Annotated in this window: 16 protein-coding genes; 7 read left to right on the top strand and 9 right to left on the bottom strand. The window is 70.3% G+C overall.

Annotated features, from left to right (window positions below; all coding sequences use genetic code 11):
* Positions 1-114 precede the first annotated feature (114 nt).
* Positions 115-960 carry an oxygen-dependent coproporphyrinogen oxidase gene (hemF, locus tag ACI6GS_RS11190; RefSeq protein ID WP_439817877.1) on the top strand — a complete coding sequence of 282 codons (846 nt, stop codon included), beginning with the start codon at positions 115-117 and terminating at the stop codon, positions 958-960.
* A gap of 25 nt (positions 961-985) precedes the next feature.
* A complete protein-coding gene (locus tag ACI6GS_RS11185) occupies positions 986-2,095 on the top strand; it encodes an alpha-hydroxy acid oxidase (RefSeq protein ID WP_439817876.1) in 1,110 nt (369 codons plus the stop codon).
* Between the two features lie 42 nt (positions 2,096-2,137).
* Here ACI6GS_RS11185 and ACI6GS_RS11180 read toward each other — a convergent pair whose 3' ends face one another.
* The 7 genes from ACI6GS_RS11180 to ACI6GS_RS11150 all read right to left on the bottom strand — a co-directional run bounded on the left by ACI6GS_RS11180 (position 2,138) and on the right by ACI6GS_RS11150 (position 10,156).
* Positions 2,138-3,334 carry a winged helix-turn-helix domain-containing protein gene (locus ACI6GS_RS11180; protein WP_439817875.1) on the bottom strand — a complete coding sequence of 399 codons (1,197 nt, stop codon included), beginning with the start codon at positions 3,332-3,334 and terminating at the stop codon, positions 2,138-2,140.
* A gap of 181 nt (positions 3,335-3,515) precedes the next feature.
* Positions 3,516-4,100, bottom strand: a complete 585-nt coding sequence (gene scpB, locus ACI6GS_RS11175; protein WP_439817874.1) for an SMC-Scp complex subunit ScpB — start codon at positions 4,098-4,100, stop codon at positions 3,516-3,518.
* Between the two features lie 9 nt (positions 4,101-4,109).
* Positions 4,110-4,910, bottom strand: a complete 801-nt coding sequence (locus tag ACI6GS_RS11170) for a segregation and condensation protein A (protein ID WP_439817873.1) — start codon at positions 4,908-4,910, stop codon at positions 4,110-4,112.
* 27 nt (positions 4,911-4,937) lie between these two features.
* Positions 4,938-5,990: a beta-N-acetylhexosaminidase gene (gene nagZ / locus ACI6GS_RS11165; RefSeq protein ID WP_439817872.1), complete on the bottom strand. Its 1,053-nt coding sequence runs from the start codon at positions 5,988-5,990 to the stop codon at positions 4,938-4,940.
* Positions 5,974-7,155 carry an SPOR domain-containing protein gene (locus tag ACI6GS_RS11160; protein ID WP_439817871.1) on the bottom strand — a complete coding sequence of 394 codons (1,182 nt, stop codon included), beginning with the start codon at positions 7,153-7,155 and terminating at the stop codon, positions 5,974-5,976. Before ACI6GS_RS11160 ends, nagZ begins: the two co-directional genes overlap by 17 nt.
* A 2-nt stretch (positions 7,156-7,157) precedes the next feature.
* Positions 7,158-8,909, bottom strand: coding sequence for an arginine--tRNA ligase (gene argS / locus ACI6GS_RS11155; protein WP_439817870.1), 1,752 nt, complete (start codon positions 8,907-8,909; stop codon positions 7,158-7,160).
* A 5-nt stretch (positions 8,910-8,914) separates the two neighbouring features.
* Complete coding sequence (locus ACI6GS_RS11150) at positions 8,915-10,156, bottom strand: deoxyguanosinetriphosphate triphosphohydrolase (RefSeq protein WP_439817869.1); 1,242 nt, start codon at positions 10,154-10,156, stop codon at positions 8,915-8,917.
* Positions 10,157-10,321: 165 nt separating this feature from the next.
* Between ACI6GS_RS11150 and erpA the strand changes: the two genes are divergently transcribed.
* Both erpA and ACI6GS_RS11140 read left to right on the top strand, forming a co-directional pair.
* Entirely contained in the window at positions 10,322-10,678 is a 357-nt protein-coding gene (erpA, locus tag ACI6GS_RS11145) for an iron-sulfur cluster insertion protein ErpA (RefSeq protein ID WP_439817868.1), read from the top strand.
* A 16-nt stretch (positions 10,679-10,694) separates the two neighbouring features.
* Complete coding sequence (locus ACI6GS_RS11140) at positions 10,695-11,480, top strand: exodeoxyribonuclease III (protein WP_439817867.1); 786 nt, start codon at positions 10,695-10,697, stop codon at positions 11,478-11,480.
* Between the two features lie 93 nt (positions 11,481-11,573).
* On the opposite strand, the gene ACI6GS_RS11135 is transcribed toward ACI6GS_RS11140, so the two are convergent.
* Complete coding sequence (locus ACI6GS_RS11135) at positions 11,574-11,993, bottom strand: hypothetical protein (protein ID WP_439817866.1); 420 nt, start codon at positions 11,991-11,993, stop codon at positions 11,574-11,576.
* A gap of 272 nt (positions 11,994-12,265) precedes the next feature.
* On the opposite strand from ACI6GS_RS11135, the gene ACI6GS_RS11130 reads away from it, so the two are divergent.
* A complete protein-coding gene (locus tag ACI6GS_RS11130) occupies positions 12,266-12,508 on the top strand; it encodes a hypothetical protein (protein ID WP_439817865.1) in 243 nt (80 codons plus the stop codon).
* 166 nt (positions 12,509-12,674) lie between these two features.
* Complete coding sequence (locus tag ACI6GS_RS11125; protein ID WP_439817864.1) at positions 12,675-13,412, top strand: SDR family NAD(P)-dependent oxidoreductase; 738 nt, start codon at positions 12,675-12,677, stop codon at positions 13,410-13,412.
* A gap of 24 nt (positions 13,413-13,436) precedes the next feature.
* Here the strand turns inward: ACI6GS_RS11125 and ACI6GS_RS11120 are convergent, their stop codons facing one another.
* Positions 13,437-13,886, bottom strand: a complete 450-nt coding sequence (locus ACI6GS_RS11120) for a Tat pathway signal sequence domain protein (protein ID WP_439817863.1) — start codon at positions 13,884-13,886, stop codon at positions 13,437-13,439.
* A gap of 186 nt (positions 13,887-14,072) precedes the next feature.
* On the opposite strand from ACI6GS_RS11120, the gene tauD reads away from it, so the two are divergent.
* Positions 14,073-14,909: a taurine dioxygenase gene (gene tauD / locus ACI6GS_RS11115; protein WP_439817862.1), complete on the top strand. Its 837-nt coding sequence runs from the start codon at positions 14,073-14,075 to the stop codon at positions 14,907-14,909.
* Positions 14,910-14,968 lie beyond the last annotated feature (59 nt).

Here is a 14,968-nt window from a genome sequence, read left to right as displayed (position 1 = left end):
TCGCTGCTTGATGCCGAGCGTTGTGACAGTCTTCAGCCGGGCGCTGACGGGACCGCTTCGCCGGCCGCATCGCCCGGGCGGAGGACGCCGCGCGGCGGCACGAGGGGATACGGCATGAGTGAGGATACGAAGGCAACGGCCAGCGCCTGGTTCACCAGCCTGCGCGACCGGATCTGCGCGGCCTTCGAGGCGCTGGAGGACAGCTACGAGGGGCCCTTGCGCGACCGTCCAGCCGGGCGGTTCGAGCGCAAGGCCTGGGACCGCCCGGGCGGCGGCGGCGGCGTCATGTCGGTGATGAAGGGCCGCGTGTTCGAGAAAGTGGGCGTCAACGTCTCAACCGTGTGGGGCGAGTTCTCTTCCGACTTTGCCAAGTCGATGCCGGGGGCGGACAGCGATCCCCGCTTCTGGGCCAGCGGCATCAGCCTGGTGGCGCACATGCAGTCGCCCCTGGTGCCAGCGGTGCACATGAACACGCGTCACATCGTGACCACCAAGCGCTGGTTCGGCGGCGGGGCCGACCTGACGCCGATGGTGCCCGACGAGCAGGATACGGCCGATTTCCACGCCGCACTCCAGGGTGCTTGCGACGCGCACGATCCGGCGTACTACCCGCGCTACAAGAAGTGGTGCGACGAGTATTTCTTCCTGCCCCACCGCAACGAGCCGCGGGGCGTCGGCGGCATCTTCTTCGACAATCTGTGGACGGACCGGGGTTTCGACACCGATTTCCAGTTCGTGAAGGACGTCGGCCTCGCGTTCCTGGACGTCTATCCCCGGCTGGTCGCGCGACACATGAACCGGCCCTGGACGCAAGCGCAGCGCGAGCACCAGCTGGTCCGCCGCGGCCGCTATGTCGAGTTCAACCTGCTCTATGACCGGGGCACGCTGTTCGGCCTCAAGACCGGCGGCAATACCGAGGCGATCCTGATGTCCCTTCCCCCGGAAGTCCGCTACCCCTGATGCGTCCGTATCCTGCGGCGGTCCGGTGAGCCAGGTCAGAATCCAGGAACCCATGGTCCCGGCCGATTGCGTGGCGCTTGAGGATTATGAGCGCCACGCGAAGGCGCGCCTGCCCGAGGCGGCCTGGGCCTATCTGACGGGCTTTGGCGGCGACGGCCTGACCCGGCGCCGCAACCGGCAGGCGTTCGACGCCCTGGAACTGGCGGGCCGCGTCCTGGTCGACATGAAGGGGGCGAACACGGCACTGGAGCTGCTCGGCCTCCAGCTCGACCTGCCGGTGATCCTTGCGCCCGTCGCCTATCAGCGGCTGGCCCATCCGGACGGCGAACTGGCGACCGCGCTGGGTGCGGCAGCGGCGCGCGTCCTGATGACCCTGAGCGTGCAGTCCAGCACCCTGCTGGAGGACGTGGCCGCGTCCGCCCAGGGGCCGCTGTGGTTCCAGCTCTATTTCCAGGCCGAACGCCGGGATTCGCTTGGTCTGGTGCGGCGGGCGGAGCAAGCCGGGTTCCGTGCCCTGGTCGTCACGGTCGATACGCCCGTCAACGGGGTGCGCAATGCCGAGCAGCGGGCCGCCTTCCGCCTTCCGCACGACTGCCGGCCGGTGAACCTGGACGGCATCAGACCGGTGACGCCGCAGGCGGGTCCCGGCCAGAGCCCGGTCTTCAGGGGCATGCTGGACCGCGCGCCGACCTGGGACGATATCGCCTGGCTGCGCGATGCCACTCGCCTGCCCTTGCTGCTGAAGGGAATCACGCATCCCGACGATGCGCTGAAGGCGCTGACGCTGGGTGTCGACGGCATCGTCGTCTCGAACCATGGTGGCCGGGCGCTGGACACCCTGCCGGCCAGCCTCGAGTCGCTGCGGGCCATCGCTCCCGCGGTCGCAGGGCAGCTGCCGCTGATCGTGGACGGTGGCATCAGGCGCGGCACCGACGTGCTCAAGGCCCTGGCCTTGGGCGCGCGCGCCGTAATGATCGGGCAGCCCATCGTCCACGCCCTGGCCGTGGCGGGCGCCGTCGGCGTGATCCACATGCTGACCATCCTGCGGGTCGAGCTGGAGGTTGCGATGGCCCTGACCGGCTGCCGCACCATGGCCGACATCGGCCCGCACGCGCTGTGGCAGCCGGCCCGCTGATGCTTCGAGGCGCGCCGTCCCGACGGGTGTCGGCGGAACGGGTCAGCGGGCCAGCACCGCCTCGGCCAGGGCCAGGCCCAGGTCGCCGGCAGGGGTGACGGCGACACGTTCCAGGCCCAGCCAGTCTGCCATCGCCCGCAATTCCAGGGCCAGAGCCTCTGCCGTATGGGGCGGGGCATGGGGTTCGGCATGCGCCGCGTGCACGCGCAGGGTCCCGGCGGCGCGATCGGCCTTCAGGTCGACGCGCGCCACCAGGTGCTCGCCCAGGAGGAAGGGTAGCACGTAGTAGCCGTGCACGCGCTTGTGCTGAGGCGTGTAGATCTCCAGCCGGTAGTGGAAGTCGAACAGGCGCTCGGTCCGTGAGCGTTCCCAGACCAGCGGATCGAACGGCGCCAGGAGAGCCCGCGCCTCCACCCGCCGCGGCTTGCGCGCCTCAGCATGCAGGAAGGCGGGCTGACTCCAGCCCTCGACCTTGACCGGGACCAGGGCGCCCATCTCGACCAGTTCGGGCAGGCGGGCCTTGGCCGCCTCCGGCCCCTGCCGGAAATAGTCGCGCAGGTCGCCGGCGGTGGCGACGCCCAGCGCCTCGGCCGCATGCAGCAGCAGCGCCCGCTCGGCGTCCGCGCGGGTCGGCGTCGGCGTCTCCAGGATCGCGCGGGGGATCACGCGCTCGGGCAGGTCATAGACACGCTCGAAGCCGCGGCGCGTGGCGGTGGTCAGGTGGCCTGCCCAGAACAGCCATTCCAGCGCCCGCTTGCGCTCGCTCCAGCCCCACCAGCCGCCCTCCCCCTTCTCGCCGTCCAAGTCGGAGGCGATGGTGGGGCCGCGCTTCACGATTTCGTCCAGGACCTGGTCGACATAGGGTCGGCGCTCGGCCGCGAATCGGGCCAGACCGCCATAGATGCCCTGGCCATCGCGCGCGGCCGCCATCCGCCAGCGCAGCAGCGGCTGGAAGCGCAGCGGCAGCAGCGATGCCTCGTGCGCCCAGTACTCGAACAGGTGGCGCGGCCGGCCCCAGGCCGCCGCCTCCAGGTGCTCGCGGTCATAGGGGCCCAGGCGCGAGAACAGCGGCAGGTAGTGGGCGCGGGCCAGCACGCTGACCGAATCGATCTGCAGCAGGCCGAGCCGCTCGATCGTGCGGCGCACATGGCGCGCGGTGGGTGCCACGGGCCGTGGCTCCGCCAGCCCCTGCGCCGCGATCGCGATCCGCCGCGCCGCCTTGAGGGAGAGTGTGTCCATCACAGGCACGCGTCGTTGCCCCTTCCCCCCTCGCGGGGGAAGGTTGGGATGGGGGGGCCTGGACGCCGGTGCTCCCCGTCAGATGAAGGCTCCGGCGGAAACGCCCCCCCACCCAACCCTCCCCCGCGAGGGGGGAGGGCTAGAAGAGCGGCGCTGGCGAGGCGTCGGAATTCGATGGGCGTCACAGGAGGAGCTCGTCGTCGGGCGGGGGGTCGGGGAGCGTGGAGCTGTTCTCGGCCAGCGGCGCGCCCGTGCCGTCGAAGCCGGCGGCCTTGAGCTCCTCCAGCCCTGGCAGGTCCTTCAGGCTGGCCAGCCCGAAATGCGCCATGAAACCTTGCGTCGTCACGTATTCCAAGGGGCGGCCCGGGGTCTCGCGCCGGCCCTTGGGGGTTACCCATTCCGCCTCCATCAGGACGTCCAGCGTGCCGCGCGACAGGCCGACCCCGCGGATCTGCTCGATCTCCGCCCGGGTGATGGGCTGGTGATAGGCTATCACCGCCAGCGTCTCGACCGCCGCGCGGGACAGGCGGCGCTGCTCCGCCTCCTCCCGCCGCAGCAGGAAGGCAAGGTCCGGTGCCGTGCGGAAAGTGAAGGCGCCGCCGACCTCGGCCAGGACCACGCCGCGCCCCTCGTAATGCCGGCGCAGTTCGTCCAGCAGCGGCCGCAGGTCGGTTCCGGCCGGCAGGGCGCGGGCCAGGGTGGCGCGGTCCAGCGGCTGGGGGCTGGCGAACAGCAGCGCCTCGATGATCCGCAGTTCGGCCTTCATGAGATCCGCCTATGCGCCGGAGCGCCCGCGCCCGTCCACCCGCTTTATGCGGATGGGGCCAAAGGCGTGGTCCTGCTGCAGCTCGATCACGCCCTGCTTGGCCAGTTCCAGGCTGGCGGCGAGCGTGCCGGCGATCCCGGCGCGCCAGCCCTGCGCGCCCTGGAGCTCCGGCGGCAGGAAATGCTCCAGCGTCAGCCAGTCCAGGCTCTCGCCGATCAGCAGGGACAGGCGGTCCAGTGCCGCCTCGATCGAGTAGAGGATGGGCGCGCCCACCTGGAACGGCGCATCGACGGGACGCAGGCGCTGCCGGGCATAGGCCTGGAGCAGGTCGTGCAGGGTGCAATGCCACGACGTGTTGCGCGTCACCTCCACTGGCTCCGGCGCGCCGCGGGCGAAGACCTCGCGCCCCAGCTGCGGCCGCGCCATCAGGCGGCCCGCCACCCGGCGCAAGACCTCCAGCCGGGCCAGCTGCCGGGCCAGGCGATCCGCCATGTCCTGGGCCGAAAGCTCGCCTTCCTTGGGCTTTTCGGGCAGCAGCAGCCGCGACTTCAGGTAGGCAAGCCAAGCCGCCATCACAAGGTAGTCGGCCGCCAGTTCCAGGCGCCGCCGCTTGGCATCCAGGACAAAGGCCAGGTACTGCTCGGCCAAGGCCAGGATCGAGATCTGTCGCAGGTCGACCTTCTGGCCGCGTGCCAGGACCAGCAGAACGTCCAGCGGCCCTTCGAATCCGCCCAGGTCGACCAGCAGCGCCTCCGGATCGACCGCGGGCTGCCGCGGTGGATCCTCGAACGGTGCGTCGATCTGGGCCATGGCGGCCCTAGCCGGCGGGCCGCCGCATCAGGCCACGGCCGTCTGCAGCAGCTCGTGCAGCCGGGCCAGGCCACGCTCGGCATCGAAGGGTCGGGGGCTGCGTCGCGCACGGTCGGCCGCACGCAGCCGGCGCACGGCGTCGGCATCCAGGCGCGGCACCACGTCCAGGATGTCTTCCAGCTCGTCGACGCGGCCGCTGCAATGCAGGACCACGTCGCAACCCGCCTCGAGCGCCGCGCGCGTGCGCGCCGGCAGCGATCCGGAGAGCGCGTTCATGCCGATGTCGTCGGACAGGAGCACGCCGTCAAAGCCGATCCACTCGCGGATCACATCCTCGATCAAGGTAGCGGAGGTGGTGGCCGGCGCCTCCGGATCGATGGCGCTGTAGACCACATGCGCGGTCATGGCGACCGGCAGGTGGGCCAGCTTGCGGAACGGCGCGAAGTCGGTGCGTTCCAGCACGCCCAGTTCGGTATGGACCAAGGGCAGGGCATGGTGACTGTCGGCGGGCGCCCGGCCATGGCCGGGAATGTGCTTCACGATGGGCAGCACGCCGCCATCGAGCAGGCCTTCGGCCACGGCGGCGGCCAGTTCGGCGACCAGCGCCGGATCGCCGCCAAAGGCCCGGTCGCCGATCACGCCATGCCCCTCCGGCAGGGCCAGGTCGACCACCGGCGCACAGGCGACGTCGATGCCCAGCGGCTGCAGCTGCGCGGCGATCAGGCGGCCCAGCAGCCACGCCGCCTCGCCCGCCCCATCGGCCATGCCGCCGATCGCGTTCTGCGGCGGCAGGGCGGCCCAGCCGGGTGGCTTCAGGCGCTGCACCCGGCCGCCTTCCTGGTCGATCAGGATGGGCGCGTCGGAGCGCCCGACCGTCTCGCGCAGGTCGGCCGTCAGGGCGCGCACCTGCGGGGCGTCGACCACATTGCGCGCGAACAGGATGAAGCCCAGCGGATCCAGGCTGCGCAGCAGCTCGCGCTCGTTCGCCTCCAGCGTCGGGCCGGAACAGCCGATGACGATCGCGCGCGGCGGCTCAGGTCGCAGGGTTTCGCGTTTCGGGACGTCAGCGGACGACGGCACAGTCCAGGCTCCGGGCCTTGAGGTCGGCGCACAGCCGCTCCGCCGCGGCGCGGTCGGGCAGCATGCCGACGCGCAGGCGATAGAGGCGGTTCCCGCCAACGGTGACAGGTTCGATGATCGAGCCATAGCGGCCCAGAAGGTCAGGATGGGCCCGCTGCAGCCGGGCCCAGGACGCCTTGGCCGAATCGACGTCGCGCAGCGCCGCCAACTGGACCATCACGCCGTCGGCCGATCCGGTCGACGCGGACGCCGGCGGGCGCGCCACGGCGGCCTGCTGCTGCGGCTGACCGGCCGGGGCAGGTGTCGGCGAGGTGGGGGGAGCGGCGGCAGGCGCACTGGACGCGGGCGGACTGGCAGGCGCCGCGACCTCGGGCGGGGGAGCCGGGCGGGGTGCCGGGCGCGGAGCCGGCCGAACGGGCGGCGCCTCCGCCGCGGCGGCCTCAGCCGGTGCCGCAGTGTTGGTCCCCGGTGGCAGGCCGGGTATCCCCGCCGGCGGCGCGGCCGCCTGGTCCACCTGGGAGGGGAGCGGCGCGGCGGGCACCGGGGCAACCGGCACCGGGGCGACGGGGGTCGGCACCGATGGCGCGGCTGCCTCGGGCGCAGGCACGGGGGCCGCCTCCGCCGCGGCGGGGGGGACGTCGTCCTCTTCCTCCAGGGGCAGTTCGGCAGGCGGCGGCGCGGCGGGACGGCGCGCCGCTGCATCGGGCCGGGCCTCGGTCGGCGGCGGGGGTGGCGGAAGACCGGGCGGCGGCGCGGTCACGACGGGCGCCGGCTGGGGTGCTGCGGCCTCGCTCCCGGGGGCGGGCGGCGGCAACGGCAGGGGCTGCTCCGGCATGGGGGCCACGGGTTCCGGCCCAGGCAGGATGTTCTCCGCCCCGGCCGGCTGGCTGCCGTCCAGCATGCGATAGATCTGGCGATCGCGGCCCGGCACCTCGCGCCCGCCCGGATCCTCCGGCGCGCGGCGGATCGGTCCGGCCTCGGCCGTGATCAGGGGGACGTCGCCATCCTGGGGCAGCGTATCGCGGGTGGCATAGCTGTAGCCGACCCAGAACACCACGCCCAGCACGGCCAGGCCCAGGACGATCCGCAACGGCTTGATCCCGGACCCGCCATCGCCATGCGGCCGCTTGGGGATCGCATCGTCCGGATCGAGCTCCAGCGACATGGCTAACGCATCTCCTCCGCCGGGACGACGCCCAGGATACCCAGGCCCGCGGCTATCACATCGGCGACCGCCTGGATCAGGGCAAGGCGGGCGCGGGTCAGCTCCGCATCCTCCGCCACCAGGAAGCGCAGGGCCGGATCGTCCTTGCCGCGATTCCACAGTCCATGCAGGTCCGCTGCCAGATCATAGAGCGCAAAGGCGATTCGGTGGGGCTCATGTGCAAGTGCCGCCGATTCGACCAGCCGCGGCCACGACACCAGCCGCTTGATCAGGGCCAGTTCATGCGGCGATTCCAGGCGCTTGAAGTCGGCCCCGCGCAGGGCGGCGCGGTCCTGTCCCAGACCCGGCATCGTCTCCTGAGCCTGGCGCATGACCGACCGCACCCGCGCATGGGCGTACTGCACATAGAAGACGGGATTGTCCTTCGACTGTTCCGTGACGCTGACAAAGTCGAAGTCCAGCGCGGCATCGTTCTTGCGCGTCAGCATCATGAAGCGGACGACGTCCGCGCCGACCTCGTCCACCACGTCGCGCAGGGTGACGAAGGTGCCGGCGCGCTTGGACATCTTATAGGGCTCGCCCCCCCGGAACAGCTTCACCAGCTGCACCAGCTTGATGTCCAGGTCGGCCTTGGCCTCGGTCAGGCCGGCCACGGCCGCCTTCATCCGCTTGACATAGCCGCCATGGTCGGCGCCGAAGATGTCGATCATCTCCAGGAAGCCGCGCACCACCTTGTCGTAGTGATAGGCGATGTCGGCCGCGAAATAGGTCCACGACCCGTCCGACTTCTTCAGCGGCCGGTCGGTGTCGTCGCCGAACTGGCTTGCCTTGAACAGGACCTGGGGCCGCGGCTCCCAGTCGTCAGGCGCCTTGCCCTTGGGCGGCTCCAGCACGCCGGTATAGATCAGGCCCTGCGCCTCCAGCGCCTCCAGTGCCGCATCGATGCGACCGTCATAGACCGCCTTCTCGGACGAGAAGACGTCATGTCGGATGTTGAGCACCGCCAGGTCGTCGCGGATCAGGTCCATCATCCGCTCGACCGCGAAGTCGCGCATCGCCGGCAGCCAGTCCGCTTCCGGCACCTCCAGCCAGCGCCCGCCATCCCGCTCGGCCAGGGCCTGGCCGACGGGCACCAGATAGTCGCCGGGATAGAGCCCCTCAGGAATCTCGCCGATCGCCTCGCCCAGGGCCTCGCGATAGCGGAGGTAGACCGAGCGGGCCAGGACATCGACCTGGGCGCCGCCGTCGTTGATGTAGTACTCGCGCGTCACCTCCCAGCCGGCAAAGACCAGCAGGTTGGCCAGTGCGTCGCCGAACACGGCGCCTCGGCAATGCCCGACATGAAGCGGGCCCGTGGGGTTGGCGGAGACATACTCGACATTCACCCTGGCCCCGCCGCCAAGCGTGGAGCGGCCATAGCCCGCCCCCTGCTCCAGCACCTCCCCCAGCCGGGCAAGCCAGATCGCGCGCTCCAGCCGCAGGTTGACGAAGCCGGGACCCGCCACCTCGGCCCGCGTCACGCGCGGGTCGGCCTCCAGCCGCGCGGCCAGGGCCGTCGCGATCTCCTTAGGATTGCGCTTCGCTGGCTTGGCCAGGGCCATGGCCGCGTTGGTCGCGATGTCGCCGTGCTCGGGATCGCGCGGCGGCTCGACGGTGATCGCGTCCAGCGACAGGCCAGCGGGCAGCACGCCATCGGCGACCAGGGCGGCCACCGCCTCGCGCACCAGGCCCAGGATCTCGGCAAACAGGTTCATCGTGACTATTCCGAAAGGTCGAACAGGCGGGCGTGTTCCGCCAGGGCAAAGCGGTCGGTCATCCCCGCAATGAAATCAGCGACAAGGCGCGCGGTCCGGGCATCCCCCGGCGCGCCCGCCCGTGCGCGCCATTCCTGGGGCAGGCAGCCGGGTTCGTCCAGCAGCAGGTTGAACAGGGCCGTCACCACCCGCCGCGCCTTGGAGGTCATGCGATTGACCTTCCAGTGCGAATACATATGGGTGCGCAGGAACGCCTTCAGCGCCGCGTCATGCGCCCGCATCGCGTCCGAGAAGGCGACGAGCGGACGATCCAGGGCGCGCACGTCCTCCGGCCCGCGCAAGGGGCCGCGGACGGCCTCGGCCGCGACGATGCGGCGCCGCGTCTCGACGATGACGTCCTCGACCATGATCGAGATCAGGCGGCGCACGCTCTCATGGATCAGGCGGGAGGGTTCGATCCCCGGATAGGCCCTGGCGACGCCCTCGAACACGCCGCCGACCAGGGGGACCGCGTGCAGGTCGTCGATCGCGAACAGGCCCGCGCGCAGGCCGTCGTCGATGTCGTGATTGTTATAGGCGATGTCGTCGCTGATCGCCGCGACCTGTGCCTCGGGCCCCGCATGGGTGGACAGTTCCAGGTCGTGTTCCGCGACATAGTCGAGGATGGGCTGGGGGACGGCACGCCGGGCGCTCTTGCCCGTCACCAGCGGGCCCAGCAGCGGGCCATTGTGCTTCACCACCCCTTCCAGCATTTCCCAGGTCAGGTTCAGCCCATCGAACCCGGCATAGCGGTGCTCAAGACGGGTCAGGATGCGCAGCGTCTGCGCATTGTGGTCGAAGCCGCCATAGGGCTGCATCGCGCGGTCCAGCGCATCCTCCCCCGCATGGCCAAAGGGCGGATGGCCCAGGTCATGGGCCAGGGCCTGCGCCTCGCCCAGGTCCTCGTCCAGGCCCAGCGTCCGGCAGATCGAGCGCGTGATCTGGGCGACTTCCAGCGAATGGGTCAGCCGGGTGCGATAGTGATCGCCGATGTGATAGACGAAGACCTGCGTCTTGTGCTGCAGCCGGCGGAACGCCGCGGCGTGCAGGATGCGATCGCGGTCGCGCTGGAAGACGGTCCGCGTGGGGCTCTCCGCCTCGGCCAGGCGGCGCCCGCGCGAGTGCGCGGGGCGCGTGGCAAAGGGCGCCCGCGGGCCAGCGGGGGCCGGGGCGACGGGATCGGCACTTCCGGGTTGCGCCACGCTCATCGCGGCGGACCCTAATCGGCTGCCATGGCGCATTCAAGGCACGGCTTGGCGGCACGCAGTCGATGCCGGTCAGGTGGCCGATTGACTTGGGGCCGCCGGACCTTAAGTCTTGGGCACGACGTCAGGCCGCCGGGCCCAGCCACGCGGCCGCAAAGGAACAGCTTCATGAGCGACGCAGATACCCTGGACCGCCCAGCGACGATCGACCTGACGGACAGCGCCGCGCGGCGCATCGTCGAACTGATCGCCGAGGACGGAGGACCCGGCCTGAAGCTCCGCATCGCCGTGACGGGGGGCGGATGCTCCGGGTTTTCCTACAACTTCTCGTTCGATGACACGACGATGGATGACGACCTCGTGGTGGCCCGCAACGGCGCGACAGTTCTGGTCGATTCCGTCTCGCTCGACCTGCTCAAGGGCTCGGTCGTCGACTTTGTCGAGGACATGATGGGCGCGTCCTTCCAGGTGAAGAACCCCAACGCCACCTCGTCCTGCGGCTGCGGCTCGTCCTTCGCGGTCTGAGCCGGACGCGCGCGCCGTGCGGATCGCGACGTTCAACGTCAATTCGATCAAGGTCCGCCTGCCGCTGCTGCTCGGCTGGCTGAAGCAGGCGGCCCCCGACGTCGTCCTGCTGCAGGAGATCAAGGTCGAGACCGAGAAGTTTCCGCGGACCGATATCGAGGATGCCGGCTACAACCTGGCCGTCGTCGGCCAGAAGACCTATAACGGCGTCGCCATCCTCTCGAAATTCCCGATGACGGTGGAGCTCGACTGCCTGCCCGGCAGCCCCGGGGGAGAGGAGCAGTCCCGCTATGTCGAGGCGGTCGTGGATGCCGGCGCCCATGCGGTGCGCGTGGCGTCGATCTACCTGCCCAACGGCAATCCGGTCGAGACGGAGAAGTTTCCCTACAAGCTGGGCTGGATGGAGCGGCTGCGGGCGCATGCCGCGACGCTGCTCCGCCATGAGGAGATCCTCGTGCTTGGCGGCGACTACAATTGCTGCCCGACCGATCTCGACGTGTACGACCCCGTCGGATGGGCCAATGACGCCCTGTGCAGGCCCGAGACGCGACAGCATTTCCGCGCCCTGTGCAACCTGGGCTTCACCGATGCGGTGCGGGCGCTCGACCCCTCTCCCCATCTCTATACGTTCTGGGACTACCAGGCCGGCCGCTGGCAGCGCGACCAGGGCCTGAGGATCGATCACCTGCTGCTCTCACCCCAGGCCGCAGACCGCCTGATGGCCGCTGGCGTCGACAAGACGCCCCGCGGGTTCGACCGCCCCTCCGATCACACGCCGGCCTGGGTCGAACTCGCCGTCTAGGCCGGACGGCGCCGGCAAGTGACTCCGGAAAGACAAAGGGGGCGGCGCCCGCATGACGCCGCCCCCTTCCATCTCGCCTTTCGGGCGACGGAATCAGGTCTGGACCGACACCGCGTCCCAGACGATGGCCATGTCCTCCAGCGCCTGGTCCAGCGCACTGCGCGCGTCGGCATAGGAGTCGGCATCGGCGCTGGCCAGCAGGGCCCGGCGCAGTTCGACCTCGGCCAGCGCGTGGCTCAGCGCGGCAGCATTGGCACTGCGGCTTTCGCTGGGCTGCGCGGCGCGCCCGTTCTCATAGTCCGCGACCCGCTCGCGCCAGCCGTCGATGACAAGGTTCAGGCCACCTTCGGTCGCGGGCAGGTAGCGATTGGGCTCGATCCGCGGAAAGTCGCGATCCGGCGCGGTCACGCCGCTGGCGGCACCCGCCTGGGCCGGCTGCTGGTCGAGCGAGCCGGCAAAAGCCGGGCCGGCGAGGAAAGCAAGCACCGCACCGGAGATCAGGATCCTCTTCATCTGCGCCTCCGCCATCCGTTCAATAATTCGTCTGGTGTTGTAAATGGCACACGGATGGCTTTGTTCCAGCGTCAAGACTGTGATCCTTCCGTGATCGGAAGTCACAACGCCATTGACATGGCCCCAATAACAGTCGCGCGAAGCCCGCGGGAGAGGTCGACCGCGCCGCTGATGACGAACGCACAAATTCCTGGGAACCGGGTGCAGTCATCGCCGTTCTGGTCGGCATCGGATAGCTCAACAACCCGAAAACGGCAGAAGGAGTTCTCATCATGTCCAGGATCGTCGCACTTTCCGGCGCTGTTGCTCTGGCCCTGTCGCTGGGCGCCTGCGGCTACTCCACCGGCGACCGCGCGCTCAGCGGCGGCGCGATCGGTGCGGCCGGCGGCGCGGCCCTGGGCGCCATCGGTGGCAACCCCGCGGCCGGCGCGATCGCCGGTGGCGTGGCGGGTGCCGCGGCCGGCGCCCTGACCCGCCCCGACCAGGTCAACATGGGCAAGCCGGTCTGGCGCTAAGCGCTTGACCCTCTGAGCGTCGCAACCCGGCGGGCCTGGCATCGCCCAGCCCACCGGACCGTCGTTCCTCAAGGCCCTTCGCGCGACCGCGCGGAGGGCCTTTTGTTTTGCCCCCCCGCCGCTACAGTTTTCCCAACCCCGGGACAATCGGGGATGGAGGGAAGCCATGGCAGCGAAAGGCACGGCCATCGTGGTCGGCGTGGGCGCTCATGCCGGATTGGGGGCGGCCTTGTGCCGGCGCTTCGCGCGGGAGGGACTTCACGTCCTGGCCGCCGGGCGCACCACCCGGCGCGTGCAGGCGGTGGTCGATGCCCTCAGCGACCGCGGTCGCGACGCCACGGCGATCACGCTGGACACGACGGACGAGGGCGACGTGGCCGCCCTGTTCCGGACCGCCCACCAGATCGGTGGCGGGCCACCCGAAATCGTCGTCTTCAACGCCGGCAACAACGCGCCCCACGACTTCCGCACGATGGATGCCGCGTTCTTCGAGACGGTATGGCGGGTCGCGTGCTTTGGCGGCTTCCTCGTGGGGCGCGAGGCGGCGCGCACCATGGTCCCGGCGGGTCGCGGCTCGATCCTGTTCACTGGCGCCACGGCGTCGCTGCGCAGCCGGCCGCCATTCACCGCCTTTGCCGCGGCCAAGGCAGGCCTGCGCGCCATCGCCCAGTCCATGGCGCGGGAGTTCGGCCCGGCCAACATCCACGTGGCCCACGTGGTCATCGATGGCGGCATCGATGGCGAGAAACTGCACAAGGCAGCCCCGGCAATGGTCGAGGCCAAGGGCGAGGGCGGACTCCTCGACCCCGACGACATTGCCGAAGCGTATTGGCAGCTGCACCGCCAACCGCACACCACCTGGACCTTCGAACTGGACCTGCGTCCGTTCAGGGAGCCTTTCTGATCCCGCCAGGCGGGGGAAGAAGGTCTACTTCTGGAACTTGACGTCCAGGCGCGATGCCGTTGTCACGCGCGAGACGCAGTCCGCAACCTCGCCCCCGGCGCTGGCGCAGGGCGCCACGTCGTTCAGCAGGATCGAACCGATGCCGGTGCAGGCAAGGCCCGTCAGGTCGAACAGCTTGACCGTCGTCTTGTTGGCGCGAAGCGGGCCGGCATCGACCGCGATGCGACGGGCGATCTCGCCGCTGCCGGCGAACAGGACCAGATCCAGGCGGAATGTCTGGTATTCCGCGTCCGTCGGGTTCTCGAACACCATGTAGGCGCGGCAGCCCTCAGGCTTGTCCTCCAGCTTGTTCAATTCGACCTTCAGGCCAGCGGGTGCTGCGGGGGCGGCGGCCTGTGCCAGCGTCGCACCGGAAAAGCCCAGCGCCCCGCATGCCAGCGCGGCCGTGGCCACAGCGATAGTTCGAACGTTCACGTCGGTCCCTCGTCAAGCCTCGCGCCCCCGTGATGGGCGCGCCGCAAACCCTAACCGAGAGCCAGCGGCGGACAAAGCGCCGCGCACGATGGGTCGACAGGCGCGCCACCCGGACAAGCGCAGCCGGTGCTTGGCATCAATGAATTTTTCGCAGTTGCACACAAGGTGGCTGCTAGCATCGCCGGCATGACCCTTGCCCTCGATCCCGTCAGTCCCAGCCTCGGCGTCGTGGTCCGTGGCCTGGATGTCGCAGCGCCACCTTCGCCGGAGGCCCAAAGCCGCCTGCGACAGGCGCTCGTGCGCCATCAGGTTCTCTTTTTCGAGGACCAGGACATCTCGCCAGCGCAGCATCGCGACTTTGCCGCGCTGTTCGGCCCGCTGCTGCCGCATCCGATCTACCAGCATGTGCCAGGCATCCCTGAGATCATCGTGCTGGAAACAGGGGCCAACCGGCGCCAGGACAGTGATGTCTGGCATGCCGACATGACCTTCACCGCGGCCCCGCCGCTGGGCTCCGCTCTGCTCGCGGTCACGGTGCCGGACGTCGGCGGCGACACGATGTGGGCCAACATGGTCGCGGCCTATCGCGCCCTGTCGCCCGCCATGCAGGTGTTCCTGGACGGGCTGCATGCGGTCCACGACCTGGACATGCCGCGCGGCTTTCCCCGCCCGCGCGACGCGACGCCAGAGGAAGACGCCCGCTGGCAGGCGGCCCGGCGCGCCAACCCGCCCGTCCGGCATCCCGTCGTGCGTACGATCCCCGAGACGGGGGAGCGCTGCCTTTTCGTCAACGAGTCCTTCACCCGCGAGATCGAGGGGCTGACGGGCACCGAGAGCGACGCAGTGTTGCGCTTCCTGTTCGCGCATGTGCAAAGGCCGGAATTCGCCTGCCGGTGGAAGTGGCGTCCGGGGTCGCTGGCGATCTGGGACAACCGCAGCACGCTGCACTACGCCCTGGCCGACTACGGCACGAACCGGCGTGTGATGCACCGCGCCACCATCCAGGGCGACCGCCCGGCCTGAGCCCTGGCGCGGGCATGTGGCGCCCGGGAACCTCCTTCGGTTCGCTGCCTTAATCAGGC

It is taken from the genome of Zavarzinia sp. CC-PAN008 (genome assembly GCF_051903925.1).
In the GTDB taxonomy this organism is placed as follows: domain Bacteria; phylum Pseudomonadota; class Alphaproteobacteria; order Zavarziniales; family Zavarziniaceae.
This window is presented reverse-complemented; position numbering and strand designations above follow the sequence as displayed.